Raw genomic sequence first — 26,192 nt, forward strand, 5'->3', positions numbered from 1 at the left:
CGACCATTCCACCTAGTTCTGGAAGTACTCCGCGTTCTTCTGCGCGTAGTCGACCCACTGCTCCGGCAGCAGGTCCTCCGGGAAGATCGCGTCGACCGGGCAGGCCTCAACGCAGGCGTCGCAGTCGATGCACTCCTCGGGGTCGATGAAGAGCATCGTCGCCTGGTCGAACCCGGGCTCGTCCTGCGTCGGGTGGATGCAGTCGACGGGGCAGACCTCCGTGCACGAGACGTCCTTCGTCCCGATGCACGGCTCCGCGATGACGTAGGTCATGAGGCCGCAGCGAAGCGCTCGGCGACCTTGTCCCAGTCCACCACGTTCCAGACGGCCTTGAGGTACGCCGGACGGAGGTTCTGGTACTTCAGGTAGTAGGCGTGCTCCCACACGTCGATGCCGAAGAGCGGGGTCTTGCCGTCGGCCAGCGGGGTGTCCTGGTTGGGCGTCGAGAGGACCTCGAGGCCGCCGTCGCCCTTGACGAGCCACGCCCAGCCGGAGCCGAAGCGGCCCGCACCGGCGGCCTCGACCTTCGCCTTGAACTCGTCGAACGAGCCGAACGCCGCGTCGATCGCCTCGGCGAGCGCGCCAGTCGGCGCGCCGCCGCCGTTCGGGGAGAGCGACTCCCACCACAGCGTGTGGTTGTAGTGACCGCCGGCGTTGTTTCTGACCGGGTTGAGCTTGTCAGCCGGGAGCTTGTCGAGGTTCTTGAGCAGCTCCTCGACGGGCTTGTCGGCCCACTCGGTGCCCTCGAGCGCCTCGTTGGCTCTGCTCACGTAGGTCGCGTGATGCTTGTCGTGATGAAATCTCTGCGTCGCCTCGTCGATGTGGGGCTCGAGGGCGTCGTACGCGTAGGGAAGCGGGGGAAGCTCGTAGGCCATCTGGGCTCCTTCGTGGGTGCGCGGCGGATATAGACAGTCGCTACTGTTCAAACATACATGGAACCGGGCCTCGGACCAGTCCTCGCAGAGCTTCCTCCTACCCGCAGGGCCCTGCTCGTGACGCTCCGAAAGCGCGGCGAGGCGCGCGCCGAGGAGCTGGCACTCGAGCTGGGCGTCACCGTCAGCGCCGTGCGCCAGCATCTCCAGGGGCTCGCGGCGGCCGACCTCGTCGTCCACACCGACGAACGCTCTGGCCCCGGACGGCCCCGCCGCAGCTACCAGCTCGGCCCCGCCGCCGAGGCGCTCTTTCCGAAGTCGTACGGGACGCTGACGCTGGAGCTGCTCGACCACCTCGCCGACGAGGACCCCGGCGTCGTGCAGCGCGCCTTCGAGAAGCGGCGCGCGGCGCGCGTGGAGCGCGTGCGCGCGCGCATGGACGGGCTCGACTTCGCCGCGCGCGTCGCCGAGATCGCGCGCGTGCTCGACGAAGACGGCTACCTCGCCGACTTCGAGCCGACCGAGGACGGCGAGGGCTTCCTGCTGCGCGAGCACAACTGCGCGATCCTCGCGGTCGCCAGAAGGTACGGCCACGCCTGCTCGACCGAGATCGCCTTCCTGCGCGAGCTGCTGCCCGAGGCCGACGTCAGACGCGTCGCGCACATCCTGTCCGGATCGCACGCGTGCGTCTATGAAGTGCGGCCACGCGCGGCCGCGGCGGCCGGCTGAGCCGCCTCAGTCGACCAGGTCCCGCACCAGCGCATCCGCCAGCAGCCGCCCCCGCCGCGTGAGGCGGACGCGGCCGGCGGCGAGCGCGTCGGGCAGCGCGAGGCCGTCGGTGACGGCGCGCCGGGCGGCCGCGAGGCCGTCGGGACGCAGCAGATCGGCGTCGAGCCCTTCGCGCAGACGGGTCTCCAGCATGATCCGCTCGAAGCGGCGCGTCTCGTCGTCGAGCAGCTCGCGACCGGCCGCCGGCGAGCGCCGCTCGCTCAGCGCGGTCGCGTACGCCGACGGGTGCAGCACGTTCCACCAGCGCACACCGCCGACATGGCTGTGCGCGCCGGGGCCGACGCCCCACCAGTCGGCGCCGCGCCAGTAGTTGAGGTTGTGCTCGCAGCGATCGCCGTCGGCGGCAGCCCAGTTGGAGATCTCGTACCACTCCAGGCCGGCGGCGCTGAAGGCGTCGTCAGCGATCGCATAGCGGTCGGCGAGCTGGTCCTCGTCGGGCAGCGGCAGCTCGCCGCGGCGCACGCGCGCGTGCAGCCGCGTGCCCGGCTCGACCGTCAGCGCGTACGCGCTGACGTGATCCGGCCGGGCGGCGAGCGCGGCGTCGACCGAGCGGCGCCAGTCGTCGTCCGACTCGCCGGGGGTGCCGTAGATCAGGTCGAGGCTGACGTGCTCGAAGCCGGCGGCGCGCGCCTCGGCGGCGGCCGCCGCCGGACGGCCGGGCGTGTGCGTGCGGTCGAGCGTCGCGAGCACCGCGGGGACGGCGCTCTGCATCCCCAGCGAGACGCGCGTGAAGCCGGCGGCGCGCAACGTCGCGAAGGCGGCCGGCGAGACGCTCTCGGGGTTCGCCTCCGTGGTCACCTCGGCGCCGGGCGCCAGGCCGAAGGTGTCGTCGATCGCGCCGAGGACCGCGGCGAGGTCCTCCGGTGCCAGCAGCGTCGGCGTGCCGCCGCCGACGAAGACCGTCTGGACCGGCGGGAGCGGGCGGCCGGAGGCGCCCCCTTCGAGCACCTCGCGCGCCAGTCTCAGCTCCGCGACCGCCGAGGCGGCGTAGGAGCCGCGATTGACGCCGCCCGGCAGCTCCTCCGCGGTGTACGTGTTGAAGTCGCAGTAGCCGCAGCGGGTGGCGCAGAACGGCACGTGGACGTAGATCCCGAACGGCCGCTGCCCCAGCTCGGCGAGGGCGTGCTGCGGAAGCGCGCCGTCGGCAGGGGCGGGCGGGGCGTCTGAGGGCGAGGCGGCCATCGCCTCCAGGATGGCAGGAGCTGCGCGTCGTCAGCCGACGAGGGCGGCCGACAGCTCTCTCCGTGAATGGATCCCGAGCTTCATGTAGATCCGCCCGAGGTGGTTCTCGACCGTCTTCGGCGTCACGAACAGCTCCTGCGCGATCTCGCGGTTGGAGCGGCCGTCGCCAGCCAGCTCGGCGACGCGGCGCTCGGCGGCGGTCAGGTCCTCGGCGCCGGAGAAGCGCAGCCGCCGCGGTCTCGCGCCGGCCGTCTCCAGCTCCTCGTGGGCACGGCGCGCCAGCGGCGGGACCCCGGCCGCCAGCTCCAGCGCGCGCGTCAGCGGCTCGGTCGCCGCCGAGCGGCGACCGGCGACGCGCAGCGCGGCGCCGAGGTCGGTCAGCGCGGCCGCCTCCTCCAGCCGCGAGGGGGCCCGCGAGAGCAGCGCGACCGCCTGCTCCAGCAACTCGACGCGGCGCTCGCCGTCGTGCGTCAGCGCCAGCGCCCGCAGCGCCGCGCCCTCCGCCGAGACGAGCCTCGCCGCGCGCGCGAGCGTCAGCTGCTCCTCCAGCAGCGTGCGCGCCTCCTCGACCTGCCCGGCGGCGCGCAGCGCACCCGCGACCGCGGTCCGCCACGGGTCACCGGGCGCGACGACGCCGGCGCGGGCGTCGCGGGCGCCCAGCTCGCGCAGGTCGGCGATCCCTTCGTCGCTGCGGCCCTGCGCCAAGCGCAGCAGGCCGCGCGCGCCGACGACGCGGTTGAGCGGGACGAGGTCGAAGACGTCGCCGTCGAAGGCCGTCTCCTGCAGCACCGCGTCGGCCGCCTCCAGCTCGCCGCGCGCGACGAGCGCCTCGACGGTCCCGCGCACGCCGACGAACGTCATCGCCTGCTGATGGGCGAGCGGCCCCAGCTCGCGCAGCGCCGCGAGCCCCTGCGCACCGTCGGCGGCCGCCTCGGCGAGCAGGCCGCGCCGCTGGCGGACCCACGCGCGCAGCCCCGACCCGGCGCCGAAGGTGATGATCGAGCCCTGCGTGCTGCCGGCCGCCAGCAGACGGTCGGCGGCCGCCTCGGCATCCTCCAGCGCGTCGGCCATCACGAGCGCGTAGACGACCTGGTAGGCCGGCAGGTCCTCGATCGAGGTGTCACCGAGCAGCGCGCCGTCGCCCCACGCCCGCCGCGCGAGGTCGGCGACCTCCTCCGCGGGCGCGTTGCGGTACCAGGCGAGCTGGGCGAGGCTGGCGAGCACGAGCCGCTCGCCGCGCGTCGTCCCGCGCACGGTCGCGAAGCGGGCGAGCCGGCGCGCGACCTCGCGCGTCACCTCGGGGCTCATCGCGCCCATCGAGGCGAGGTCGGCCTCCAGCTTCAGCGCCGTCTCGTGGTCGAGCGCGTCGGCCGTCTCGATCTCCTGCTCCAGCAGCGCGACCGCGGCCGGCACGCCGTCGAGGTTCATCGTCGCCCACGCGAGGTCGGGGAAGCAGCGCGCGCGCTTCGCCGGCGCGGGCTCGCGCGCGAGCGCCTCCTGCAGGTGCCGGCGCCCGTCGACGTGGCGGCCGAGGCTCATCTCGACGAGGCCGAGCTCGACCAGCACGTCGTTGCGCAGCTCCGGCGGCGGCGGCTCGGCGAGCGCGCGCGTCAGCCATCTCGCGGCCGCGTCGAGCGCGCCCTGCGCGCGAGCGCGGACGGCGCCGGCGCGCAGCAGCTCGACGACCCACGGGTCGCCTGCGCCATCGGTTCCGAGCAGGTGGCCGGCGACGCGCTCGGCGGTCGCGCCCTCGGCGTCGAGCACGCGCGCCGAGCGGGCGTGCAGCTCGGCCAGCTCGCTCGGCGCGAGGTCGTCGAGGATCGAGCGGCGCACGAGCGGATGGACGAACTGCAGCGGCTGGCCGCGCTCGACGATCTGCAGCGCGACGAGCGCGTCGACCGCCGTCGCGGTCTGCTCCGGCGTCAGCCGCGCGACGGCGGCGGCGCGGCGCGACTCCGCCTCGCCGCCGAGCACCGCTATCGCGTGCGCGAGCGCGACCGCCGCCGGTGAGACGGCGCCAAGCCGCAGCAGCACCGCGCGTGCGACGGCGGAGGCGCCCAGCTCGTGGACCTCGCGCGCCGCCGCGGCGTCGGGCGTGACGCCGTCGGCGCTCAGCTCGGCGAGCAGCTCGTGCAGCAGGAAGGGGTTGCCGCGCGTGGCGCCGTGGCAGGCGTCGACGAACTCCGGCGCGCACGGCCCGCCGAAGCTCGCCTCGGCCAGCCGCGCGACGGCGTCGGCGCCGAGCGGGCCAGGTCGCAGCACGGCGGCGGCGGGATCGGCCGCCAGCTGCGACAGCAGCGGATCGACGGCGCCCGGGTCCTCGCTGCGCCAGGCGACGACGAGCGCGAGCCCGGTCCCCTCCAGGCGCCGCGAGAGGTGGTCGACGAAGCGCAGCGATGGCGCGTCGGCCCAGTGGGCGTCGTCGACGTGCAGCACGAGCGGACCGTCGGCGGCGAGGTTCGCGCACAGCCACCAGAGGCCGTGCAGGATCCGCGGGCCGGGGTCGGCCGGAGCGGGTCCGTCGTCGGCGACGCCGGAGAAGATCGGTGCGGCAGCGTGGGCGGCGCCGCTCAGCAGCCCGTTGCCGTCGGCGATCAGCGCGCGCTCGAACAGCTGCCGCACGACGCCGAACGGCACGTCGGCCTCCAGCTCGCCGCCGCGCGCGACCAGCACGCGCACCCCGCGCTCGCGCAGCTGCGCGCGGTGGGCGTTCAGCAGGCGGCTCTTGCCGATCCCGGCCGGTCCTTCGACGACGGCGAGGCCGCCGAGCTCGTCGGCCGCCTGCGCGGCGACCCGCGCGAGCGCCGCAAGCTCGATGTCCCGGTCGACCAGCAGCTCCCCGCGGCGGCTCACCGCGGGGAGTATGCCGGTTCTCAGCCGGATGTCACGTGCGATTCCGGCCGATCTGGACGAACGGGCTCCTCCGCCAGCCGGCCGAGCGCGGCCGCGAGGCCGGTCCAGCCGCGAAAGGCGCGTTCGGTGCCGTCCGGGCCGCTGAGGGTGCCGGCGATCGGATCGGTCATGCGCGTCAACTCGAGGCGCACGACCAGCGGGTGCGATTCGCTCATGTCAGCAGCTTCGCGGGCTGGGGCGCCAGCGGCATGAGGGACGATCCCTCATCTTGGGCAGCCGCGTCACGCAGCTGCACCGGCGCCCCGCGAAGGAGCCTGCGGAATGCCTCGCCCTGGGGGCTCGCATTCCGTCGCGAGTTCGCGCCCAGGGAACAAGGCCGCAGGCCGCGGTTCCCCGCCGACATACCCCGGCCGCGCCGCCGCCAGCGCCGCGACCAGCTCCGGCAGCGCGAGGCAGCCGAGCACGGCGAGCGGGACCGACCAGCCGCCGGTCGCGTCGTGCAGCACGCCGATCGCGAGCGGGCCGAGCGCGGCGAAGGTGTAGCCGGCCGACTGCGCCATCCCCGACAGCGCGGCGGTGTGCGGCACGTCGCGGGCGCGCAGCACGAACAGCGTCAGCACGAGCGTGAAGCCGACGCCGGCGCCGATCCCCAGCAGCACGACCCACAGCACGACCGGGCCGCCGGGCGCCAGCAGCAGCCCCAGCCAGCCGAGCGCGGGGAAGGTCGCGGCGACGGCGGCGAGCGGCCGCTGATCGCGGATCCTCGAGGCGAGCGCGGCGGTCGCGAAGCCGATCGGTATCCCCAGCACCATCATCAGCGACAGCAGTCCGCCGGCCGTCGCGTCGCTGACGCCGCTCTGCGCGCGCACGATCTCCGGCAGCCACGCGCCGGCGGTGTAGAAGATCAGCGACTGCAGGCCCATGAAGAGCGTCACCGCCCACGCGCGCCTGTCGCGCCAGAGGTTGGGCCGCGGCGCGGCGGTGGGCGGCACGGTGCCGCTGTACGGGCGCGAATCGGACGACGCCCTGCGCGCCACGTCGGCATGCGCCTCGGCGCGGATGCGCCGCTCGCGCTGACGCAGCTGCGGCAGCCACACCACCGCCGCCAGCAGCGCCGGCAGCGCCCACAGCGCCAGCGCCAGCCGCCACGAGCCGCCGACCCAGCCCTCGATCGGCACGACGAGGCCCGCCGCGAGCGCGGCGCCGCCGCTGAGCCCGACCGAGTAGACGCCGGTCATCAGCGCCGCTCTGGCGCCGAAGCGCTGCTTGACGATCCCCGGCACGAGCACGTTGCCGATCGCGATCGCGCAGCCGGCGATCAGCGTGCCGGTGAACAGCAGCCCGACCGGCGGCAGCAGCCGCAGGGCGACGCCGGCGAAGATCGCCAGGAGGCAGCCGAGCACGACGTGCTCGGCGCCGAAGCGGCCGGCCAGCCGCGGCGCCAGCGGTGAGACGAGCCCGAGCGCCAGCAGCGGCGCGGTCGTCAGCAGCCCGACGGTCGTGCCGGAGAGGCCGAGGTCGTCGCGCACGTCGTCGATCAGCGGGCCGATGCTCGTCAGCGCGAAGCGCAGGTTGACGGCGACGAGCACGATCCCGGCGAGCAGCAGGGCCGTCGTGCGCCAGCCGGGCGCGCCCGCGTCGCGCCTGGCCCGCGCGCGGCCGCTGCCGTTCGCGGTGGCGCTCATGCGCGCAGCTCGCCCATCAGCTCGTCGAGGAAGCGCGCGGTCGCGGCCTGCGCGGCCGCCGCGTCACTGGCGCGGATCGCGGCGACGAGGTCGTCGTGGACGTGGACCTGGTCCTCGCGCGGCGAGCCGTCGAGCGAGCTGGCGATCGCGTCGCGCAGCGCTGCCGTGAAGTCGTCGTACAGCTCGGCGAGCATCGAGTTGTGGGCGGCGGCGACGATCGTGCGGTGCAGCGCCACGTCCAGCTCGACGAACTCGCCGAGGTCGGGCTTGCGCGACGCCTGCTCGCGCGCGGCCAGCAGCCGCTCCAGCTCCGCGAGGTCGGCGTCGGTGCGGCGTTGCGCGGCCAGCCGCGCGGCCTCGACCTCCAGCGCCCGTCGCAGCTCGAAGACCTCCAGCAGCTCGGCGCGGCTGGTGCGGCGGCGCAGGGCGCCGGCGAGGTCGCTCGTCGCGATCACGTAGGTGCCGTCGCCCTGGCGCGTCTCCAGCAGGCCGGCGTGGACGAGCGCGCGGATCGCCTCGCGCAGGCTGTTGCGGCCGATCCCGAACGCCTCGACCAGCTCCGGCTCGGTCGGGATCCGCTCCCCCACCGGCCACGCGCCGCCGACGATCTCCGCCCGCAGCGCCTCGATCGCGCCCTCAACGAGCGATGGTCCGCGTGCGATTCGTCCGGTCATGGGATGAATGTAGCGGAGAAAGAGGCCGCCTCGCGGGGCGGCCCGACGAGGACCGGAGAGTTTTGGTCGCTGAGCGACCAAAACTCTCCTCTGCTCGCCCTAGAAGATGCCCGTCAGCGACTCGCCGGCCTTGCCGGCGAGCTCGAACAGCGGCGACGGGATGATGCCGAAGAAGAGGATCACGGCGGTCGCCAGCCAGGCGACGCCGAGCACCTCGGGCTGAACGCCGTCGACCAGCTCGTCGGCCTCCTGCGAGCCGCCGGCCATGATCGGCGGAGCGCCGGGGGCGCCCGCGACCGTCGGCGCGGCAGGCCCGGCCGCGGCCGGCTCGGAGGCCGCCTCCGGCTCGCCCATCCACATCGCCGCGATCACGCGCAGGTAGTAGCCGAGCGAGATCATCGAGCCGATCACGAGCACGATCGCCAGCCACGCGTAGTCGCCCGAGACCAAAGCGTCGATCAAGTAGAACTTGCCGATGAAGCCGGCCGTGACGGGGATGCCCGCAAGGCCGAGCATCGCGATCGTCAGCGGCCACGCCAGCAGCGGCTGCGATCTGCCGAGGCCGGCGAAGGCGCTGATCTCGTCGCCCCAGATCGACGCGCGCTCACGCGCGATCACGACCGAGAAGGCGGCGATGTTCATCGCCGCGTAGACGACGAGGTAGAAGACGGTCGCCTTGGCGCCGAGCTGCGTGCCGACGACGACGCCGGCGAGCAGATAGCCGGCCTGCGCGACACCGGAGAAGGCGAGCATCCGCTTCAGCGACGTCTGGCCGAGCGCGCCGACGTTGCCGACGATGATCGTGATCGCGGCGAGCGCGGCGACGGCCGGGCCCCAGTCGGGCGAGATCGTCGGCAGCGCGACGTCGAACAGGCGCAGCAGCACACCGAAGGCGGCGACCTTCGTCGCGACCGCCATGAAGGCGGTGATCGGCGTCGGCGCGCCCTGGTAGACGTCGGGCGTCCACTGGTGGAAGGGCGCGACCGATGCCTTGAAGGCGAGGCCGACGAGCGTCAGGCCGACGCCCGAGAGCATCAGCACGTCGCCGGCGATCTCGCCGTCGCGCAGCGCGTCGTTGATGCCGGCGAAGTCGGTCGAGCCGGTCGCGCCGTAGATCAGCGCGAGGCCGTAGAGCAGCGTCGCGGAGCCGACCGAGCCGACGATCAGGTACTTGAGGCCCGACTCGAGCGAGCCCTCGCGACGGAACTCCGCGGCGCAGAGGACGTAGAGCGGGATCGACAGCAGCTCGAAGCCGACGAACAGCGTGACGAGGTTCTGCGCCCCCACGAGCACGAGCATGCCGAGCAGCGACAGCAGCAGCAGCGCGTAGTACTCGGCGTGGCCGGCGACCTGCGCGGCGCGCGAGCGCCACGACAGCAGCACGGCGGCGATGCCGGTCGCGCAGAGGATGAAGTTGAGCGTCAGCGTCAGGTCGTCGATCGCCAGCGCGCCGGAGATGATCGACTTCGACTCGCCGAACTGCCAGACCGAGAGGCCGATCGAGGCGGCGAGCGCCGCGATCGCCAGCAGCGGCGTGACGTGCTTGGCGGAGCGGCCGAGGAAGATCCCGACCAGCAGCACCAGCACGCCGCCGGCCGCCAGCGCGACGAGCGGCGAGAGGCCGGCCCAGTCGATGTGCGGCCCTCTGGCGGCCGCGGTCACGAGCGCGGAGGTCATGGCTGGTGCTCCTCGGAGGTCTTGTCTGCGGTCAGCTGACCGGTCTTCGCCTGCACCTGCGCGACGGTCTCCTTCGCCGTCGTCTCGGTCTTCTCCAGCCCGAACTGCGGGTAGAGCGCGAGCGCCAGGATCACGACGACCGAGGGGATCAGCACGGCGAGGTCGCGGAAGGTCACCTCACGCGAGTCGACGCCCGGGTTGACGCGGTTGTGCATCGCCTTGATGAAGGCGCGCAGCGCGTAGACCGCCGCGAGCGCGACGCCGATCGAGGCGAAGAAGGCGAACGCGACCTTCGCCTTGAAGACGCCGAGCAGGATCAGGAACTCGCCCGCGAAGTTGGCCGAGCCCGGCATCGCCAGCGTCGCCAGCGAGACGATCAGGAAGAGCGTCGCCAGCACCGGCGCGCGGAAGGCGATCCCGCCGAGGTCTCTGATCTCCTCGGAGCCGCCGGCGCGCGCGGCCAGCAGGCCGACGATGAAGAACAGCGGCACGGTCACGAGGCCGTGGTTGACCATCTGCAGCAGCGCGCCCTGGACCCCGTCCTCGTTGAGGGCGAAGATCCCGAGCGTGATGAAGCCCATCTGCGCCACCGACGAGAAGGCGACGACCATGCGCACGTTCTGCGCCGAGAAGGCCATCACCGAGCCGTAGAGGATCGAGCCGAGCGCGATCAGCAGCAGCAGCTCCTGGAAGTGCACGGAGGCGTCCGGGAAGACCGGCAGCACGATCCGCAGGAAGCCGTAGGCGGCGACCTTCGACAGCACGCCGGAGAAGACCCCGAGCGCCGGCAGCGGCATCGCCTTGTAGCCGTCGGGCAGCCAGCCGTGCAGCGGGAAGGCCGGCATCTTCACGAGGAAGGCGGCGGCGAAGCAGAGGAAGATCCAGTTCTGCGAGCCGTCGCTGAGCGGCAGCTGCTGCAGCGCCGAGATCGAATAGGTGATGTCGGTGTCGTGCTGCTCGGCCGCGAGCACGCCGGTCGCGATCGCCGCGACGAGCATCAGCAGCGAGCCGACGAGCGTGTAGATCACGAGCTTCTGCGTGCCGCGCACGCGCGTCTCGCGGTCGCCCGAGCCCCAGATCCCGGTCAGGAAGTAGAACGGGATCAGCATCAGGTCGAAGAAGGCGACGAACAGGATCAGGTCCTGCGCGACGAAGGCGCCGAGCACCGCCGTCTGCGCGATGCCGAACCAGAAGTAGAAGAGCTGCGGACGCTCCCACTCGCGCAGGTTGGCGAAGATCGCCGACAGCGAGAAGAGGAAGGCGGCGAGCAGGATCAGCACGACGTTGAGGCCGTCGACGCCGAGCTTGTAGGAGATCCCCAGCTCGGAGATCCACGCCTCGTTGGTGACGAACTGGAGGCCGTCCTCGCCGCTCTTGAAGCGGACGACGAAGGAGATCGCGATCCCGAGCGTGACGAGCGTGCCGAGCACGGTCAGCTTCGGCGCGATCTTGCCGCCGAGGATGACGCCGAGCACGGCGACGACGAGCGGCAGCCAGATGAGTATCGAGAGAGTCATCAGCGGCGCCTCACGTGCTCGCGATCAGGAAGTACAGGACGACCGCGGCCCCGCCGAACAGCAGCAGCGCGGCGTAGTAGCGCAGGAAGCCGGTCTGCAGCGCGCGCACGGCCTGCGAGCCGGCCTTGACGACGCCGCTGGCGCCGCCGACGATCAGCCCGTCGGAGATGACGCGCTCGAACCAGGTGCGCGCCCAGGTGCCGACCGCCCCCCACGGCCGCACGACCAGCAGGTCGATCAGCTCGTCGAAGTACCACTTGTTGAAGAGGAAGGTGTGGACCGCTCTGAAGCGCGTCTGCAGCGCCGTCGAGAGGCCCGGCTTCTTCACCCAGATGTAGTACGCGATCGAGATGCCGGTCAGCGCCACGACGGTGCCGAGGATCATGCCGAACCAGACGAAGCCGTCGGAGGGATGCGTGTGGGCGTACTTCGAGTGCTCGAAGGTCGGCTCCAGGAAGTTCGTGATGACCTCGGTCACCATCGGTATCTGGAGGACGCCGAGTATCGTCGCGCCGACGGCCAGCAGGCCCATCGCGACCTTCATTCTCCACTCGCGCTCGGCGATCACATGCTCGGGGCCGGGGAAGCCGACCTCGGTGTCCTCGCGCTCGCCGTTGGCGGGGTTGGTCGGGAACTCCGCGTGGGCGATGTGGCCGTGCTCCAGCTCGACGGCCTCGGGGACCGGTCTGCCGAAGAAGGCGCGGAAGATCATCCGCCACGTGTATATGCCGGTCAGGAACGCGCCGATGTAGCCGACGACGTAGAGCGCGACGAACCAGTCGCCGCGGTTGCCGACGAAGGCGAGGATCTCGTCCTTGGAGAAGAAGCCGGAGAAGGGCGGCACGCCGGAGAGCGCGAGGCCGCCGACGACGAAGCAGCCGAAGGTGAACGGCATCGATCTCTTGAAGCCCGACATCTTGTCGAGCGACTGCGCGCCGGCCATCGCGCCGATGATCGAGCCGGCCGCCATGAACAGCAGCGCCTTGAAGAAGGCGTGCGTCAGCAGGTGGAACATGCCCGCGGCGTAGGCGCCGGCGGAGACGCCCATGATCATGTAGCCGATCTGCGACATCGTCGAGTACGCGATCACGCGCTTGATGTCGGTCTGCACCAGCGCGATCGTGCCGGCGACGAACAGCGTCACCGCGCCGACGATCGCGCCGACGTTCGCTGCCGCCGGAGCGGCCTCGAAGAGCGGGAACATGCGGCTGATCAGGTAGACGCCGGCCGTGACCATGGTCGCGGCGTGGATCAGCGAGGAGACCGGCGTCGGGCCCTCCATCGCGTCCGGCAGCCAGGTGTGGAACGGGATCTGCGCCGACTTCGCGAAGGCGCCGACGAGCAGCAGCAGGCAGCCGGCGACGAGCGTGCCGTTGTGGGCGTCGAACGCCCCCTGCTCGACCGCGTGGAAGGTGCCGAGGAAGTCGAGCGTGCCGCTGTAGCGCAGGATGAAGAAGGTGCCGAGCACCAGGCCGACGTCGCCGACGACGTTGATCACGAACGCCTTGATGCCGGCGCGCGTCGCCGTCTCACGGCGGTACCAGAAGGAGATCAGCAGGTACGAGGCGGCACCGACGAACGCCCAGCCGACGATCAGCAGGAAGAAGTTCGCCGCCAGCACCAGCACCAGCATCGAGAAGACGAAGAAGTTCAGGTACGCGAAGTAGCGCGCGTTGCCGCGGTCGCTCTTCATGTAGCTGATCGAGTAGAGGTGGATCAGCGTCGAGACGCCCGTGATCACGAGCATCATGAAGACCGACAGCGGGTCGACGAGGATCGACAGTCTCGCGTCGATCGAGCCGGTGACCGCGTAGTCCCACAGCGAGGAGACGAGCTGGCGGTGCTCTCTCTCGTGGTCCTGCAGCGAGATCAGCGCGTTGACCGCCGAGATGAACGCGAGCAGGATCGCGACGGTGCCGATCGCGCCGGCCGGGCCTCTGCCGAGGCGCTTGTGGCCGAGGCCGATGAGGATCGTCCCCGCCAGCGGGAAGGCGAGGACGAGCCAGCCCCAGGTCGTAGTGCTCACCCTTGAAGCTCCTTCAGCTCATCCACGTCGATCGGCAGCTTGCGGCGGAAGATCGCGACGATCAGGCCGAGGCCGACGGCGACCTCGCAGGCGGCGACGACCATCACGATCAGGGCGAAGATCTGGCCGTCGGCGTTCCCGTGCATGCGCGAGAAGGCGATCAGCGACAGGTTCGCCGCGTTGAGCATCAGCTCCAGGCAGAGCAGGATCACGAGCGGGTTGCGCCGCGTGAGCACGCCGCCTGCGCCGATGCAGAAGATCAGGGCCGAGACGACCAGGTACCAACCGATGTCCATGGGTCAGTCCTCCTTGGTCTCGTCCGCGGGGACGGGCTCGGCCGGCTTGCGCTCCGCCGGCGGCACGTACGGCGCCGTCTGGCGCGCGGTCTGGCGCGGGTCCTCCGGCGGCGCGTGGAGCGCGCCGACGGCCTCGGCCATCGTGCCGCTGAAGAGCGAGCGCGGCGTGATGTAGCGCGACTCGTCGTAGGGCAGGTCCTCGAGCGTCGTGCCGCCCATCCGGCGGCGCGCCAGCATCACGGCGCCGACGGCGGCGACGAGCAGCAGCAGCGAGGCCAGCTCGAACGGCAGCAGGAACTTCGTCAGCAGCGCCTCGCCGATCGACTCGGGCGTGCCGAAGCCGGGGACGTACGGCGCGCCCTCGCCGTCGATCGCCTTCAGGCCGGAGCCGAGGATCGCGATCGACAGCTCGACGAACAGCACGCCGACGAACAGCGCCGAGACGTTGCGCAGGCGCAGGCCGCCGGGGCCGAGCGGGACGGTGCCGTCGCCGACGTAGGAGACGACGAAGACGTACAGCACGGTGACGGCGCCGGCGTAGACGATCACCTGCGCGGCGGCGAGGAACTCGGCCCGCAGCAGCAGGAAGAGCGCCGACAGCGAGATCAGGTGGCCGACCAGCGCGAGCACGCTGTAGAACGGGTTTCTGAGCGCGACGACGCCGATCGCTCCCGCGAGGGCGCCGATCGCGGCGATGAAGAAGATGACAGCGGACATGACGCTCGCTACTCGTCCTCGGTCCGCAGCGGAGTGCGCTCGAGCGGCTCGGCGAGCAGCATCTCCTTCGTGAAGATGAGGTCCTGACGGTTGTAGTCGGACATCTCGTAGTCGTGGCCCATCGTGATCGCGTCGAACGGGCACGCGACCTCGCAGTAGCCGCAGAAGATGCAGCGCGAGAGGTTGATCTCGTAGACGGCGGCGTAGCGCTCGCCGGCCGAGACGCGGTGGTCCGGCGTGTTCTCGGCCGCGACGACGCGGATGCAGTCGGCCGGGCAGGCGGCCGCGCAGAGCGAGCAGCCGACGCACTTCTCCAGCTTCGAGTCCTCGAAGCGGTGGAGCTTGTGGCGCCCGCGGAAGCGCGGGTAGACCGGGACCTTCTCCTCCGGGTACTGGTAGACGACCGGTCTCTCCAGCATGCGCGCGAACGTCGTCTTGAGGCCGCGCAGGGTCTCGCCGAAGGCGCGGTACGCGCCGCCGGCGCCACCGGGCTCCGGGGCGCGCTGAACGGCGATGACGTCGTCGCCGGGGTTCCAGGCCATCAGTGAGTCACCACCACGATGATTGCGGTCACGAGCGCGTTCGCCGTGGCCAGGGGAAGCAGGATCTTCCAACCGAGCGACATCAGCTGGTCGTAGCGCGGGCGCGGGAAGGTGGTGCGCGCCCAGATGAAGAAGCAGACGACCAGCACCGTCTTGACGATCACGACGATCGGGTCGACCCACTGCGGCGGGTCGATCCCGAACGGCAGCATCCAGCCGCCGAAGAACATCGTCACCGCGATCGCGGACGCGATCACGAGGTGGAAGTACTCGGCCGCGTAGTAGGCGGCGAAGCGGCCGCCGCCGTACTCGGTCGAGTAGCCGCCGACCAGCTCGGCGTCGGCCTCGGTGAGGTCGAACGGCGGCCGGTTCGTCTCGGCGAACGCTGCCAGCAGGAAGATTATGAAGCCGACGAACTGCGGAATGATGTACCACATTCCGGCCTGCGCCTCGACGATCTCGGTCAGCGACAGCGTGCCGGCCGTTATCACGACGCCGATCAGCGACAGGCCCATCGAGACCTCGTAGGAGATCAGCTGGGCGGCCGAGCGCATCGCGCCGAGGAAGGAGTACTTCGAGCCCGACGCCCAGCCGCCGAGCATCAGCCCGTAGACCGACAGCGCCGAGAAGGCGAAGACGAAGAGGATGCCGATCGAGACGTCGATGCCGTAGAGGCCGACGTCCGCGCCCCAGATGTCGACGACCGGCCCGAACGGGATCACGGCGAAGGCGCCGGCGGCGCAGACCATCGAGATCGCGGGCGCGACGGCGAACAGGAAGCCGACCGACGTTCTCGGGCGGAACTGCTGCTTGAACAGCAGCTTGCCGATGTCGGCCATCGGCTGCAGCGCGCCGAAGGGGCCGACGCGGTTGGGGCCGTAGCGCATCTGCATGCGGCCCATCAGCTTGCGGTCGAGCATCAGCGCAAGCGGCACCATCGTGAAGCCGACGAGGAAGATGATCACCGCCTTGAGGATCTGGATCCACCAGGCTTCGGCGAAGCCGACCTCGGCGAACGGAAGGATCACGTTCATGCGGGGCGCACCTCAACGAGCCGGGGCTCCTCGCCCAGCAGCTCGGTCGCGGACTGCTCGGCGGTCGCCTCCGCGAGGAAGACCGTGCCGGCGGGGACGTTGCCGCGCACGAAGACCTTCGCGAGCACGCTCGCGTCGCCTGCGCTGACGGAGACCTTGGCGCCGTTGTCGAGGCCGAGGCGGTCGGCGTCGACCGGGGAGATCTCCGCCTGCTGCTTGGCGCTCAGGAACTTCAGCGCGGGCGATGCCTCGACCTCGGGCGCGGCCCAGATCGAGCGGTAGGTGCCGAGGCGCAGGGCGCCGTTCGGTCTCGGCGCGGCGAGCGGCTCGCCGCCATCGAACGGGCCGGCCGGCGCGGCGGGCGCGCTCGCGGCGGCCTCGCGCTCCTGCCAGCGGACGCCCTTGCCGCCGATCTCCTCCAGCGACAGGCCGGCGTAGAACGGGACGGCGGCGACGACCTGTCTGGTCACCATCGGGCCGGTGAGGGCGCCGACGTCGAGGCCGACGCGCTTGGCGACGTCGGCGAGCACCTGCCACTCGGCACGGACCGAGCCGGGGCGGCCGATCGCGGGACGCAGGCGCTGGACGCGGCCGTCGAGGTTGACGATCGTGCCCTCCTTCTCGGCGTAGGACTCGGCCGGGAAGACGACGGTCGCGGTCGCGCGCAGCGCGCCGCTCAGCAGCGAGGCGTGCGCGATCACGGCGCCGGCCTCGCTCAGCGCAGCCTCCCACAGGCGGCGGTCGGCGTAGTCGCGGACCGGGTCGGCGTGCAGCAGGTAGAGCGCGTCGAGCTGGCCGTTGGCAGCGGCGGTCGCGATCTCGCGCGCGCCCTTGCCGGCCTTCTTCGCGTCGGCGAGGCCCGGTCCGGCGTTCGGCTGGACGCCGACCTCGCGCAGACCGCGGCCGTTGCCGCCGACCGGGACCTCGAGCAGGCCGGCGCCGTCGCGCTCAGACAGTCTCAGCGTCGCGGCGACGTTCAGCAGCGACGGCAGCGGGGCGCTGCCGAGCCGCTGGCTCCAGAGGATCACGACGTCCTCGCCGCCGTCCTTCAGCAGCGCGGCGAGCGCCGCGACGGCCTTCGGGTCGGCGTCGGCCTTGTCGCACAGCTCCTGCACGCCGCCGGCGCCGGTCAGCTCGGCCTCGAGCGCCGCCAGGAAGGCGTGCTCGGCACCGGGCGCGTAGCGCAGCCACAGCTTCGAGTTGGGGTCGAGCGCGCTCGGGCGGCTGGTCGCGACGGCGAGCTTGACGCCGTTGCGGCGCACGCCCTTGCGGATCCGCAGGTCGAGCGAGGCGACGTCGTCGATCGGGTCGGTCCCGAGCACGAGCACGGTGTGCGCGAACTCGAGGTCGGGGATCGTCGCCTGCAGCGCCGGCGCGGCGAGCGCGCGCTGCGTCTCGGGCGCGACCGCCGGCAGGCCGGCGCGCGCGTCGAGGTCGGCCGAGCCGAGCCCTTCGCGCAGCAGGCGCTGCAGCAGGAAGCCCTCTTCGTTGGTCGTCGTGCCGCCGGCGATCGCGGCGCTCTTGGCGCCGGCCTCGCTCAGCGCGGCGGCGGCGACGTCGAGCGCGTACTCCCACGTCGCGGGGACCAGCTCGCCGCTCTCGGGATCGCGCACGAGCGGCTCGACGACGCGCTCCTCGGAGTGGATCGCCTGGTAGGCGAAACGGCCCTTGTCGCACAGCCAGCCGTCGTCGACGCCGTGGTTGTCGCGCGCGAGCACGCGCAGGACGCGCTCGTCGCGAACGGTGAACTCGACGTTGCACTGCGCGGGGCAGTGGGTGCAGACGGAGCCGGAGCCCTCGATATCCCACGGCCGCGCGCGGAAGCGGTAGGCGCGCGAGGTGAGCGCGCCGACGGGGCACAGCTCGATGATGTTGCCGCTGAATGGCGCGACGTACGGATGGCCGTCGAAGGTGCCGACGAACGACGAGGCGCCGCGCTCGTTGAGGATCAGCTGGTAGTCCTCGCTGACCTCCTGCGAGAAGCGCACGCAGCGGTAGCAGAGGATGCAGCGCTCGCGGTCGATCGCGATCAGCGGCGACAGCTCCAGCGGCTTTCTGAAGTGGCGCTTGGGCTCGACCATGCGCGAGACGCCGCGGCCCCAGCCGAAGGTGATGTCCTGCAGCGGGCACTCGCCGCCCTTGTCGCAGACGGGGCAGTCGAGCGGGTGGTTGACGAGCAGGAACTCGACGACCGAGTTCTGTGCCTCTCTCACGCGCGCGGTCTGCGTGTGGACGACCATGCCGTCCTTGACCGGGGTCGAGCAGGCGGTCTGCAGCTTCGGTATGCCCTCGACCTCGACGAGGCACATGCGGCAGGCGCCGACCGGCGCGCCGAGCTTCGGCTCGTAACAGAAGACGGGGATCTCGATGTCGCCGTACTTGGCGCCGTCGGCCAGCATCACGCCGGCCGGCGCGCTGACCTCGCGGCCGTCGATCGAGAACGTGACGAACTGTCTTTCGGGGCGGGGCATCAGGCGGCGGCTCCAGCGATCTCGATCGGCGACGGGTCCGGCGCGGCGCCGAGACCGGCGCGCTCGCGCGCCTCCTCGATGTACTGCTCGAACTCGTCACGGAACTTCGCGACCATCGAGGAGAGCGGCATCGCCATCGCGTCGCCGAGCACGCAGAGGCAGTTGCCCATGATCTGGTCCTGGACGGAGGCGATGATGTCGAGGTCCATCGGCGTCGCGTCGCCGTCGTGGATCCGCTGCAGCATCTTCACGGTCCAGTTGGTGCCCTCGCGGCAGGGCGTGCACTTGCCGCACGACTCGTGTCTGTAGAACTTCGCCAGCGTCAGCGCGACGTCGACGACCGAGTTGCTGTCGTCGACGACGATGATCGCGCCGGAGCCGAGCATCGAGCCGGCCTTCGCCATCGAGTCGAAGTCGTAGCCCAGCTCCAGGTCCTCCGGCTTGAGCACCGGCGAGGAGGAGCCGCCCGGGAACCAGAACTTGATCTCGCGGCCCGGCAGCGGACCGCCGGCGAGGCCGTAGATGATGTCTCTGGACTTCATGCCCAGCTCGATCTCGTAGTTGCCCGGTCTCTGGACGTTGCCGGAGATCGAGATCAGCTTCGTGCCGGCCGAGTTCTCGACGCCGAGCTTCGCGTACTCGGTGCCGCTCATCTTGATGATGTGCGGAACCGTCGCGAGCGTCTCGACGTTGTTGATCAGCGTCGGGCCCTGGTAGAGGCCCTGGTTGGCCGGGAACGGCGGCTTCAGGCGCGGGTTGCCGCGCTTGCCCTCGAGCGAGTCGAGCAGGCCGGTCTCCTCGCCGCAGATGTAGGCGCCGGCGCCGCGGTGCAGCACGAGCGTCTGCGAGTGGCCCGAGCCGAGGATGTCCTCGCCGAGGAAGCCGGCCTGGCGCGCCTCGATCAGCGCCGCCTCCAGCTTCATCGCCTGCAGCTCGTACTCGCCGCGGATGTAGATGAAGGAGCGGTTGGCGCCGGCCGCGTACGCCGCGATGATCATGCCCTCGATCAGCATGTGCGGCGACTTCTGCATCAGCTCGCGGTCCTTGAAGGTCCCCGGCTCGGACTCGTCCGCGTTGCAGACGAGGTACTTGTCCATCGCGCCTCTCGGCAGGAACGAGACCTTCTTGCCCATCGCGAAGCCGGCGCCGCCGCGGCCGCGCAGGCCGGAGTCGAGCAGGTTCTGGAGAACCTCCTCGGGCGTCATTCTCAGCGCTCGCTTGAGCGACTCGTAGCCGCCGCGGCGCTGGTAGACCTCGATCGTGTCGAGGCCGGGCTCGTCGATGCGGTCGAAGAGAAGCTTGTCAGCCATTGGGGTTCGCTCCTGGATCGGCGCAGGGGCGCCGGGACAGCTGCTTGTCGGGGAGCACCTCGCGGCCCTCTCTCAGGTCCGCGATCAGCTGCTCCGCGTCGGCGAGCTCCAGCGGGCCGACGAACTCGCCGTTGACCGAGGCCATCGGCGCGATGTCGCAGGCGCCGAGGCACTCGAAGCCGCGCACGTTGAAGTCGGGGTCGCCGCCGGCGGCCGCCTCGACCGCCGCCAGCATCTCCTTGCCGCCGCGCAGCGAGCAGGAGATGTTCGTGCAGACGTAGACGCGCTGTCTGCCGACCGGCTTGGTCTCGAACATGTCGTAGAAGGTCGCGACCGCGGTCACGTAGCCGGGCGTCAGCCGCATCACGCAGGCGACCTGCTCGATCGCCTCCGGCGAGCACCAGCCGTGCACCGCCTGGGCGGCGTGCAGGGCAGGGATCGTCGCCGAGCGGAACTCGGGGTACTTCGCCATCGACGCCTCGATCTCCGCACGCAGCGCGTCGGGGACGGGCGTCGTCGCCGGGTCGGGGACGACGGCGGGGTCCTTGCTGAGGTCGACGGAGTCGTCCCAGCCAGGGATGCGCGAGCCGTGGCCGTAGCGAGCCACGGCCGAGGTCTGCTCAGCCATCAGCGGTCCACCCCTCCGAGGACGGGATCGAGCATCGCCAGCGTCGCGACGAGGTCGGCGATGTAGGTGTCGCGGGTCGCGGGCGCGGTCGCCTGCAGGTTGACGAACGAGGGGTCGCGCATGTGCACGCGGGCCGGCTTGGAGGAGCCGTCGGAGCGCACGAAGCAGCCGAGCTCGCCGCGCGGCGACTCGATCGCGTTGTAGACCTCGCCCGGCGGGACGCGGAAGCCCTCGGTGACGAGCTTGAAGTGGTGGATCAGCGCCTCCATCGAGGTCGCCAGCTCATGCCGCGGCGGCAGCGCGACCTTGCGGTCCTCGGTGATGTGCGGCCCCTCGGGCAGGCCGTCGATCGCCTGGTCGATGATCTCGCAGGACTCGAGGATCTCGGCGTGGCGGACGCGGTAGCGATCGTAGTTGTCGCCCTCGGTCCCGACCGGGATGCGGAATCTGAAGTCCTCGTAGGAGCAGTACGGATCGGCCTTGCGCAGGTCCCACGGGTTGCCGGCGGCGCGCAGCAGCGGGCCGGTCACGCCGAGGTCGATCAGCGTTCTCTCGTCGACGACGCCGGTGTGGCGCATGCGCTGGAGGAAGATCTCGTTCTTGTCGAGCAGCGCGCTGTACTGCTGGGAGCGCTCGCGCATCGTCTTGGTGAATCTCTTGACGCGCTCGGCCCAGCCGGTGGGGATGTCCTCTATGACGCCGCCGACCTGGAAGTAGCGCGTGTGCATGCGCTGGCCGGAGGACATCTCGAACAGGTCGAGGACCTGCTCGCGCTCGCGGAAGGCGTACCACCACATGCCGATCGCCCCGAGGTCGATGCAGCTGGTGCCGAGCCAGACGAGGTGGGACATGATGCGGTTCAGCTCCATGTGGATCACACGGAGGTACTGCGCGCGCTTGGGGACGTCGACCTCGAGCAGCTTTTCGACGGCGCCGCAGAAGGCGTACGCGTTGAAGTAGTAGGAGAGGTAGTCCATCCGCTCGACGACGGGGATGACCTTCCAGTACGCCTTCTGCTCGGCGGTCTTCTCGATGCCGGTGTGGACGTAGCCGATGATCGGCTTGATGTCGCGGACGATCTCGCCCTCGAGCGTCAGGATCAGGCGCAGCACCCCGTGCGTGGAGGGGTGATGCGGACCCATGTTGACCGTCATCATCTCCTGCTCGAGCCCCATGCCGGCGGGCTCGGCGGAGTACGAGGTCGATTCCTCGCGTCTGCGGTAGTCGGAGATGCCGGTGCTCACTGCGTCCACCCCGGGATCTTGTCCTCGTTGTAGGTGAAGATGACCGGCTCGCCGCCGACCGGGAAGTCGCGTCGCTGCGGGTAGCCCTCGTAGTCCTCGGGCATCAGGATGCGGCGCAGGTCGGGGTGGCCGTCGAAGACGATCCCGAACATGTCGTAGACCTCGCGCTCCGGATGGTTGGCGCCGGGCCAGATGTCGACGACCGAGTCGACGTGGGCGTCGTCGAGCGGCAGCCGGACCTTCACGCAGATGCGGTCGACGGCGCTCATGTCGAGCAGCTGCCAGTGGACCGACAGGCGTGGCTCCTCGGGGTAGTAGTCGACCCCGTGGAGGCTGGCGAGGAAGCTGTAGCCCTGCTCGCGCAGCGCGAGCAGCACCTCGCGCACGTGCGCGGGCGCGACCGAGATCGTCGCCTCGCCGCGGAAGTGGAGCGTGTCGAGGACGGCGTCGGGGTTCCTGTCGCGGAGGCCCTGAGCGATCAGCTCCAAGCCGGTCGCGTCAGGCACCTTGTGTCTCCCCGGACTGGAAGACGTTGATCGCGTTGACGCCGGGCCGGTCGGCGGCGCCGACGACCTCTTCGGTGCCGATCGCCTCGTAGCGCTCGCGCCAGCCTCTGGGCGGGTTGCCCTGGACCTTCGAGCGCAGCTTCAGGATCGCGTGCGCGAGCGCCTCCGGGCGCGGCGGGCAGCCGGGGACGTGCACGTCGATCGGCATGAACTTGTCGGCCGGGACGATCGCGTAGTTGTTGAAGACGCCCATCGACGAGCAGCAGGCGCCCATCGAGATCGCCCAGCGCGGCTCGAGCATCTGGTCGTAGATGCGGCGCACGATCGGCGCCATCTTGATCGAGACGCGGCCGGAGAGGATCAGCATGTCGGCCTGGCGCGGAGAGGCGCGGAAGGCCTCGAAGCCGAAGCGGCCGATGTCCAGGCGCGCGCCCGGCAGCGACATCATCTCGATCGCGCAGCAGGCGAGGCCGAAGGTCGCGGGGAACATCGAGTTGCCCTGCGCCCAGGCGGTCACCTTGTCGAGCGTGGTGGTCAGCACCCGCTCCTCGACGTACGCCTCCAGCTCGGCGTCGGTCAGGTCGCCGCGCAGCATGTCGCGGGCGCGCTGCTGCTGGATGCGGAACTCCTCGCCGCCGCCTTCGACGGCGGGGGCACCGAGCTTTGCTCGCGTTATTTCCATTCGAGCGCACCTCGGCGCCAGACATAGACGAAGGCCACCATCAGCAGCACGATGAAGACGATCGTCTCCACCAGCGCGAAGGTCCCGAACGCCTTCAGCTGCACGGCGATCGGATAGAGGAAGATGACCTCGATGTCGAAGAGGATGAAGAGCATCGCGATCAGGTAGAAGCTGATCCCGAAGCGGAAGTTGCCTCTCACCTCGGAGGGCAGGCCGCACTCGTAGGGAGTGACCTGAGCCTCTCTCGTGGAACCCGCGCGCTTGGGTCCGAGGAGCGAACCGGCGGTCACGAAGACGCCGCCGATGACAGCGCCCAGTACGACGAAAACGATGGCAGGACCGTAGGTAGTCAACATCTCCGCCGTGGTTATATCACCAGTCCGAGCAAGCTTGTAACAACGTGTTACTTAGTGCTTAAAGTGTCGAATCAAATGTGCTGAAAGGCGCAAAGATGCCCACCGTTCATCTCGTTATCGGCGTGCTCCTGCTCGTCTTCAATCTCGCCGCCGGCATCGTCGGTGCGTGGGCCTGGTTCAGAGTCGAGCCGAGCCTGCTGTTCTGGCGACTGCTGCGCGTCGCGCAGGTCACGATCGTCGTGCAGGTCCTGCTGGGCGCGTTGCTGCTCGTGCTCGGTCATTCGCCCGACGGCGACCTGCACATCCTCTACGGCGTGCTGCCCGTCGCGATCACCTTCATCGCCGAGCAGCTGCGGATCGGCTCAGCCGAGACGATCCTCGAGGCGCGCGGCTTCGCGTCCTCCCAGGAGGTGGGAGAACTGCCTGCCGAGGAGCAGCGCGTCGTGGTGCTGTCGATCGTCCGGCGCGAGGTGGGCGTGATGACGATCTCCTGCTTCGTCGTCGCGCTGCTGGCGCTGCGGGCGGCCAGCGAGGCCGGCGCGATCTGAGGCCGCACAGCGCCCGCCGCGCCGCCGAGGGAAGCGGCGCGGACAGGCTGTGAGGAAGCTGAGGGTCCCGGCACCGACCCTCTTTGGTTGCCGCCGTTGAGGACGATCGAAAGGAAGATCGTCTCGGCCGGCGCCGGGACTGCGTGCGATCTTCGCCGCCGCGTCGCGTTCTCCTGCACGCCCGTTCCCGGAAGAAGTTAGGCGACCCTAATTCACTGCTGTGTGGCACCGTCACAGCGCTGGACGGAAACGCTCGCGGTCGGCGAAAGTTAGGTTGCCCTAATTAAGCGCCGCCGCGCCCGCCTCACCGCCCCAGCGAGGTGACAGTCGCTCAGAGGACCGTGACGGTGCCGTGCTCGCCGAGCGTGTTGTGACGCTCCTGCGCGCACCGCATCAGGAAGGTCCCGCGCGGCAGCCTCACCGTCAGCTCCTGCGACTCGCCCGGGCGCAGCGGCTCGCCGAGCGCCAGCCGTCTGGTGCCGTCCTCGCTGCGCAGCTCGAAGCGGTGCACCATCGTCCCCTCGTTGCGGATCTCGAAGGTGCGCTCGCCCTCGCCTTGGAGCCTCACGCTCTGCGGCGTCAGGCGGAACTCGGACATCGCGACCGCGACCGGCTCGGTCTCGGCGACGTCGACCGCGGCGGGCGATCCGCACCCCGCGCAGAGCAGCGCGACGACGGCGAGGACGATCGCGAGCGGACGCGCGGGGGGACGTGCGAGGGAAGGTGCGGGGAGGTGGAGGGGCATCTCGGCGGGATTCTTCCGTATAGTCCCCGACCGCATGACGCGCCTTCCGAAGTCGATCACCCTCGCAGCCGCCGCGCTGGCTGCCTCTGTCACGTTCGCCGCCTGTGGCGAACAGAAGATCGAGGTCTCCAAGAGCGATACGTCCGAGTATCGCCCGGCCGAGGTCTTCAAAGAGCGTTGCGCCGGCTGCCACACCTTCACCAAGGTCGGCACGCGCGGCTCCGCCGCGAACATCAGAACGCGCGAGCGCACCGACGGCCCGAACTTCAACGTTCGCCACGAGTGCTACGAGCGGGTCCTCTACGCGATCCAGAACGGCGGCTTCTCCGGCGCGATCATGCCGGCCAACATCGTCGTCGGCGAGGACGCGAAGCTGGTCGCGCAGTTCATCGCCAAGTACGCCGGCGCCGACGCCGGCCCCCGCCCGGAGGGCACCGGCAACGCCGACAACGGCTTCAGATGCACCTCTGAGGTGCCTGAGGCCGGCGACGCCGAGCAGAACTCGCCGGACGCGACCGGAGACGACGCCGGCGGCGACGACACCGGCGACGCCACCTCCGACACCGGCGAGTAGCCGCGAGGCGTCGGGGCCGTGCTCGACCTCAGACTGATCCGCAGAGAGCCCGACGCCGTCCGCGCCGGGCTCGCGCGTCGTGGCGACGTCGCCCCCGACGCGATCGACAGACTGCTCGCCGCCGACGAGCGCTGGCGCGCGCTGACCGTCGAGCTGGAGGCGATCCAGGCCGAGCAGAACCAGCTCAGCCGCGGCCGCCGCGGCGCGCCGACGCCCGAGGAGCATCAGGCGATGAGCGAGCTGGCCGCCCGCGGCCGCGCCCGCTCCGACGAGCAGACCGCCGTCAGAGCCGAGCTCGACCGGCTGCTGCTGGCGCTGCCGAACGTGCCGTCGCCCGACGCCGCACCGGAGGACACCGTCGTGCGCGAGGTCGGCGACGCGACGAAGACCGGCAAGGACCACCTCGCGCTCGCCGGCGACCGGATCGACATGGAGCGCGGCGCGCGCCTGTCCGGCTCGCGCTTCGCCTACCTCAGAGGCGACCTCGTGCTGCTGGAGCTGGCGCTCGTGCGCTGGGTGCTCGGCAAGCTCGCCGCCGAGGGCGGCTTCGAGCCCGTGATCCCGCCGGTGCTCGTGCGCGAGCAGGCGCTCTACGGGACCGGCTTCCTGCCCGACACCGAGCAGCAGATCTACCACCTGCCGGCCGACGACCTCTACCTCGCCGGCACCTCCGAGGTCGCGCTCGCCTCGCTGCACGCCGGCGAGATCCTCGACGAGGAGCAGCTGCCGCTGCGCTACGCCGGCTTCTCCCCCTGCTTCCGCCGCGAAGCCGGCTCGGCGGGCAGAGACACGCGCGGGATCTTCCGCGTCCACCAGTTCGACAAGGTCGAGATGTTCTCGTTCGTGACGCCCGAGCAGTCGGGCGCCGAGCACGAGCGCCTGCTGGCGCTGGAGGAGTCGATCCTGCAGGACCTGCGGATCCCCTACCGCGTGCTCAACATCGCCGTCGACGACCTCGGCGCCTCGGCCGCGATCAAGTACGACACCGAGGGCTGGCTGCCGGGGCAGGAGCGCTTCCGCGAGCTGACCTCGACGTCGAACACGACCGACTTCCAGGCCCGCCGCCTCGACATCCGCTACCGGCCGAAGGACAGCAAGAAGCCGGTCACGCTGCACACGCTCAACGGCACCGCGGTCGCGGTCGGGCGCACGATCATCGCGCTGCTGGAGAACGGTCAGCAGGAGGACGGATCGATCGTCCTGCCGCAGGTGCTCGCCGACGCCGGCGCGCCGGCGGTCATTCCAGCCGCGTCGTAGCGGCCGG

26 protein-coding genes are annotated in these 26,192 nt (G+C 71.1%); 4 read left to right on the forward strand and 22 right to left on the reverse strand.

From position 1 onward, the window contains the following. Positions 1-12 precede the first annotated feature (12 nt). Positions 13-273, reverse strand: coding sequence for a 4Fe-4S dicluster domain-containing protein (locus R7226_RS05220; RefSeq protein WP_318595980.1), 261 nt, complete (start codon positions 271-273; stop codon positions 13-15). Next, positions 270-875, reverse strand: coding sequence for a superoxide dismutase (locus R7226_RS05225; protein ID WP_318595981.1), 606 nt, complete (start codon positions 873-875; stop codon positions 270-272). Before R7226_RS05225 ends, R7226_RS05220 begins: the two co-directional genes overlap by 4 nt. Positions 876-932: 57 nt before the next feature. Between R7226_RS05225 and R7226_RS05230 the strand changes: the two genes are divergently transcribed. After that, positions 933-1,601 (forward strand): helix-turn-helix transcriptional regulator, encoded by a 669-nt coding sequence (locus tag R7226_RS05230; protein ID WP_318595982.1) that lies wholly within the window; start codon positions 933-935, stop codon positions 1,599-1,601. 6 nt (positions 1,602-1,607) lie between these two features. Here R7226_RS05230 and hemW read toward each other — a convergent pair whose 3' ends face one another. The 19 genes from hemW to R7226_RS05325 all read right to left on the reverse strand — a co-directional run bounded on the left by hemW (position 1,608) and on the right by R7226_RS05325 (position 23,061). After that, on the reverse strand, positions 1,608-2,843 hold the full coding sequence (gene hemW, locus R7226_RS05235; protein WP_318595983.1) for a radical SAM family heme chaperone HemW: 1,236 nt from the start codon (positions 2,841-2,843) through the stop codon (positions 1,608-1,610). A 30-nt stretch (positions 2,844-2,873) separates the two neighbouring features. Next, the gene (locus tag R7226_RS05240; RefSeq protein ID WP_318595984.1) at positions 2,874-5,696 is read right to left on the reverse strand and encodes a helix-turn-helix transcriptional regulator; all 2,823 of its coding nucleotides are present in this window, start codon (positions 5,694-5,696) and stop codon (positions 2,874-2,876) included. 20 nt (positions 5,697-5,716) lie between these two features. Continuing rightward, a complete protein-coding gene (locus R7226_RS05245) occupies positions 5,717-5,911 on the reverse strand; it encodes a hypothetical protein (RefSeq protein WP_318595985.1) in 195 nt (64 codons plus the stop codon). Between the two features lie 66 nt (positions 5,912-5,977). Further along, positions 5,978-7,381, reverse strand: coding sequence for a CynX/NimT family MFS transporter (locus R7226_RS05250; RefSeq protein ID WP_318595986.1), 1,404 nt, complete (start codon positions 7,379-7,381; stop codon positions 5,978-5,980). Next, positions 7,378-8,055, reverse strand: coding sequence for a FadR/GntR family transcriptional regulator (locus R7226_RS05255; RefSeq protein WP_318595987.1), 678 nt, complete (start codon positions 8,053-8,055; stop codon positions 7,378-7,380). Before R7226_RS05255 ends, R7226_RS05250 begins: the two co-directional genes overlap by 4 nt. Positions 8,056-8,154: 99 nt before the next feature. Next, positions 8,155-9,732, reverse strand: coding sequence for an NADH-quinone oxidoreductase subunit N (locus R7226_RS05260; protein ID WP_318595988.1), 1,578 nt, complete (start codon positions 9,730-9,732; stop codon positions 8,155-8,157). Beyond that, positions 9,729-11,249 (reverse strand): complex I subunit 4 family protein, encoded by a 1,521-nt coding sequence (locus R7226_RS05265; RefSeq protein WP_318595989.1) that lies wholly within the window; start codon positions 11,247-11,249, stop codon positions 9,729-9,731. The genes R7226_RS05260 and R7226_RS05265 overlap by 4 nt, the downstream gene beginning before the upstream one ends. A 10-nt stretch (positions 11,250-11,259) precedes the next feature. Then, the gene (nuoL, locus tag R7226_RS05270; protein ID WP_318595990.1) at positions 11,260-13,275 is read right to left on the reverse strand and encodes an NADH-quinone oxidoreductase subunit L; all 2,016 of its coding nucleotides are present in this window, start codon (positions 13,273-13,275) and stop codon (positions 11,260-11,262) included. After that, positions 13,272-13,571, reverse strand: coding sequence for an NADH-quinone oxidoreductase subunit NuoK (gene nuoK / locus R7226_RS05275; protein WP_318595991.1), 300 nt, complete (start codon positions 13,569-13,571; stop codon positions 13,272-13,274). The genes nuoL and nuoK overlap by 4 nt, the downstream gene beginning before the upstream one ends. Before the next feature lie 3 nt (positions 13,572-13,574). Continuing rightward, positions 13,575-14,288, reverse strand: coding sequence for an NADH-quinone oxidoreductase subunit J family protein (locus tag R7226_RS05280; RefSeq protein ID WP_318595992.1), 714 nt, complete (start codon positions 14,286-14,288; stop codon positions 13,575-13,577). A gap of 8 nt (positions 14,289-14,296) precedes the next feature. Beyond that, positions 14,297-14,830, reverse strand: coding sequence for an NADH-quinone oxidoreductase subunit NuoI (gene nuoI, locus R7226_RS05285; protein WP_318595993.1), 534 nt, complete (start codon positions 14,828-14,830; stop codon positions 14,297-14,299). Next, on the reverse strand, positions 14,830-15,864 hold the full coding sequence (gene nuoH / locus R7226_RS05290; protein WP_318595994.1) for an NADH-quinone oxidoreductase subunit NuoH: 1,035 nt from the start codon (positions 15,862-15,864) through the stop codon (positions 14,830-14,832). Before nuoH ends, nuoI begins: the two co-directional genes overlap by 1 nt. Continuing rightward, positions 15,861-18,335 (reverse strand): NADH-quinone oxidoreductase subunit NuoG, encoded by a 2,475-nt coding sequence (nuoG, locus tag R7226_RS05295; RefSeq protein WP_318595995.1) that lies wholly within the window; start codon positions 18,333-18,335, stop codon positions 15,861-15,863. The genes nuoH and nuoG overlap by 4 nt, the downstream gene beginning before the upstream one ends. Further along, the gene (nuoF, locus tag R7226_RS05300) at positions 18,335-19,645 is read right to left on the reverse strand and encodes an NADH-quinone oxidoreductase subunit NuoF (protein WP_318595996.1); all 1,311 of its coding nucleotides are present in this window, start codon (positions 19,643-19,645) and stop codon (positions 18,335-18,337) included. Before nuoF ends, nuoG begins: the two co-directional genes overlap by 1 nt. Continuing rightward, a complete protein-coding gene (locus R7226_RS05305) occupies positions 19,638-20,273 on the reverse strand; it encodes an NADH-quinone oxidoreductase subunit NuoE family protein (RefSeq protein ID WP_318595997.1) in 636 nt (211 codons plus the stop codon). The genes nuoF and R7226_RS05305 overlap by 8 nt, the downstream gene beginning before the upstream one ends. Then, on the reverse strand, positions 20,273-21,448 hold the full coding sequence (nuoD, locus tag R7226_RS05310; protein WP_404827779.1) for an NADH dehydrogenase (quinone) subunit D: 1,176 nt from the start codon (positions 21,446-21,448) through the stop codon (positions 20,273-20,275). Before nuoD ends, R7226_RS05305 begins: the two co-directional genes overlap by 1 nt. 65 nt (positions 21,449-21,513) lie before the next feature. Beyond that, positions 21,514-22,023 (reverse strand): NADH-quinone oxidoreductase subunit C, encoded by a 510-nt coding sequence (locus tag R7226_RS05315; RefSeq protein WP_318595999.1) that lies wholly within the window; start codon positions 22,021-22,023, stop codon positions 21,514-21,516. Beyond that, on the reverse strand, positions 22,016-22,618 hold the full coding sequence (locus tag R7226_RS05320) for an NADH-quinone oxidoreductase subunit B (RefSeq protein ID WP_404827780.1): 603 nt from the start codon (positions 22,616-22,618) through the stop codon (positions 22,016-22,018). The genes R7226_RS05315 and R7226_RS05320 overlap by 8 nt, the downstream gene beginning before the upstream one ends. Positions 22,619-22,695: 77 nt before the next feature. Beyond that, on the reverse strand, positions 22,696-23,061 hold the full coding sequence (locus R7226_RS05325; protein WP_318596000.1) for an NADH-quinone oxidoreductase subunit A: 366 nt from the start codon (positions 23,059-23,061) through the stop codon (positions 22,696-22,698). A gap of 95 nt (positions 23,062-23,156) precedes the next feature. On the opposite strand from R7226_RS05325, the gene R7226_RS05330 reads away from it, so the two are divergent. Then, positions 23,157-23,609: a hypothetical protein gene (locus tag R7226_RS05330; RefSeq protein WP_318596001.1), complete on the forward strand. Its 453-nt coding sequence runs from the start codon at positions 23,157-23,159 to the stop codon at positions 23,607-23,609. Positions 23,610-23,940: 331 nt separating this feature from the next. On the opposite strand, the gene R7226_RS05335 is transcribed toward R7226_RS05330, so the two are convergent. Next, positions 23,941-24,354, reverse strand: coding sequence for a cupredoxin domain-containing protein (locus tag R7226_RS05335; protein ID WP_318596002.1), 414 nt, complete (start codon positions 24,352-24,354; stop codon positions 23,941-23,943). Positions 24,355-24,388: 34 nt separating this feature from the next. On the opposite strand from R7226_RS05335, the gene R7226_RS05340 reads away from it, so the two are divergent. Continuing rightward, entirely contained in the window at positions 24,389-24,928 is a 540-nt protein-coding gene (locus R7226_RS05340; protein ID WP_318596003.1) for a c-type cytochrome, read from the forward strand. 18 nt (positions 24,929-24,946) lie between these two features. Next, positions 24,947-26,185: a serine--tRNA ligase gene (gene serS, locus R7226_RS05345; RefSeq protein WP_318596004.1), complete on the forward strand. Its 1,239-nt coding sequence runs from the start codon at positions 24,947-24,949 to the stop codon at positions 26,183-26,185. Positions 26,186-26,192: the final 7 nt, after the last annotated feature.

The sequence above is a fragment of the Conexibacter stalactiti genome, assembly GCF_033542075.1.
Lineage (GTDB): Bacteria > Actinomycetota > Thermoleophilia > Solirubrobacterales > Solirubrobacteraceae > Conexibacter > Conexibacter stalactiti.

Excerpts from the sequence above, each read along its gene's own strand:
- nuoH (WP_318595994.1), bottom strand. The coding sequence starts at position 15,864 with ATGAACGTGATCCTTCCGTTCGCCGAGGTCGGCTTCGCCGAAGCCTGG.
- R7226_RS05260 (WP_318595988.1), bottom strand. The coding sequence starts at position 9,732 with ATGACCTCCGCGCTCGTGACCGCGGCCGCCAGAGGGCCGCACATCGAC.
- nuoD (WP_404827779.1), bottom strand. The coding sequence starts at position 21,448 with ATGGGGCTCGAGCAGGAGATGATGACGGTCAACATGGGTCCGCATCAC.
- nuoG (WP_318595995.1), bottom strand. The coding sequence starts at position 18,335 with ATGCCCCGCCCCGAAAGACAGTTCGTCACGTTCTCGATCGACGGCCGC.
- R7226_RS05225 (WP_318595981.1), bottom strand. The coding sequence starts at position 875 with ATGGCCTACGAGCTTCCCCCGCTTCCCTACGCGTACGACGCCCTCGAG.
- R7226_RS05340 (WP_318596003.1), top strand. The coding sequence starts at position 24,389 with ATGACGCGCCTTCCGAAGTCGATCACCCTCGCAGCCGCCGCGCTGGCT.
- R7226_RS05265 (WP_318595989.1), bottom strand. The coding sequence starts at position 11,249 with ATGACTCTCTCGATACTCATCTGGCTGCCGCTCGTCGTCGCCGTGCTC.
- R7226_RS05255 (WP_318595987.1), bottom strand. The coding sequence starts at position 8,055 with ATGACCGGACGAATCGCACGCGGACCATCGCTCGTTGAGGGCGCGATC.
- R7226_RS05330 (WP_318596001.1), top strand. The coding sequence starts at position 23,157 with ATGCCCACCGTTCATCTCGTTATCGGCGTGCTCCTGCTCGTCTTCAAT.
- R7226_RS05245 (WP_318595985.1), bottom strand. The coding sequence starts at position 5,911 with ATGAGCGAATCGCACCCGCTGGTCGTGCGCCTCGAGTTGACGCGCATG.
- R7226_RS05220 (WP_318595980.1), bottom strand. The coding sequence starts at position 273 with ATGACCTACGTCATCGCGGAGCCGTGCATCGGGACGAAGGACGTCTCG.
- R7226_RS05320 (WP_404827780.1), bottom strand. The coding sequence starts at position 22,618 with ATGCTGCGCGGCGACCTGACCGACGCCGAGCTGGAGGCGTACGTCGAG.
- R7226_RS05280 (WP_318595992.1), bottom strand. The coding sequence starts at position 14,288 with ATGTCCGCTGTCATCTTCTTCATCGCCGCGATCGGCGCCCTCGCGGGA.
- R7226_RS05335 (WP_318596002.1), bottom strand. The coding sequence starts at position 24,354 with ATGCCCCTCCACCTCCCCGCACCTTCCCTCGCACGTCCCCCCGCGCGT.
- R7226_RS05230 (WP_318595982.1), top strand. The coding sequence starts at position 933 with ATGGAACCGGGCCTCGGACCAGTCCTCGCAGAGCTTCCTCCTACCCGC.
- nuoF (WP_318595996.1), bottom strand. The coding sequence starts at position 19,645 with ATGGCTGACAAGCTTCTCTTCGACCGCATCGACGAGCCCGGCCTCGAC.
- nuoK (WP_318595991.1), bottom strand. The coding sequence starts at position 13,571 with ATGGACATCGGTTGGTACCTGGTCGTCTCGGCCCTGATCTTCTGCATC.
- nuoI (WP_318595993.1), bottom strand. The coding sequence starts at position 14,830 with ATGGCCTGGAACCCCGGCGACGACGTCATCGCCGTTCAGCGCGCCCCG.
- hemW (WP_318595983.1), bottom strand. The coding sequence starts at position 2,843 with ATGGCCGCCTCGCCCTCAGACGCCCCGCCCGCCCCTGCCGACGGCGCG.
- R7226_RS05250 (WP_318595986.1), bottom strand. The coding sequence starts at position 7,381 with ATGAGCGCCACCGCGAACGGCAGCGGCCGCGCGCGGGCCAGGCGCGAC.
- R7226_RS05325 (WP_318596000.1), bottom strand. The coding sequence starts at position 23,061 with ATGTTGACTACCTACGGTCCTGCCATCGTTTTCGTCGTACTGGGCGCT.
- R7226_RS05305 (WP_318595997.1), bottom strand. The coding sequence starts at position 20,273 with ATGGCTGAGCAGACCTCGGCCGTGGCTCGCTACGGCCACGGCTCGCGC.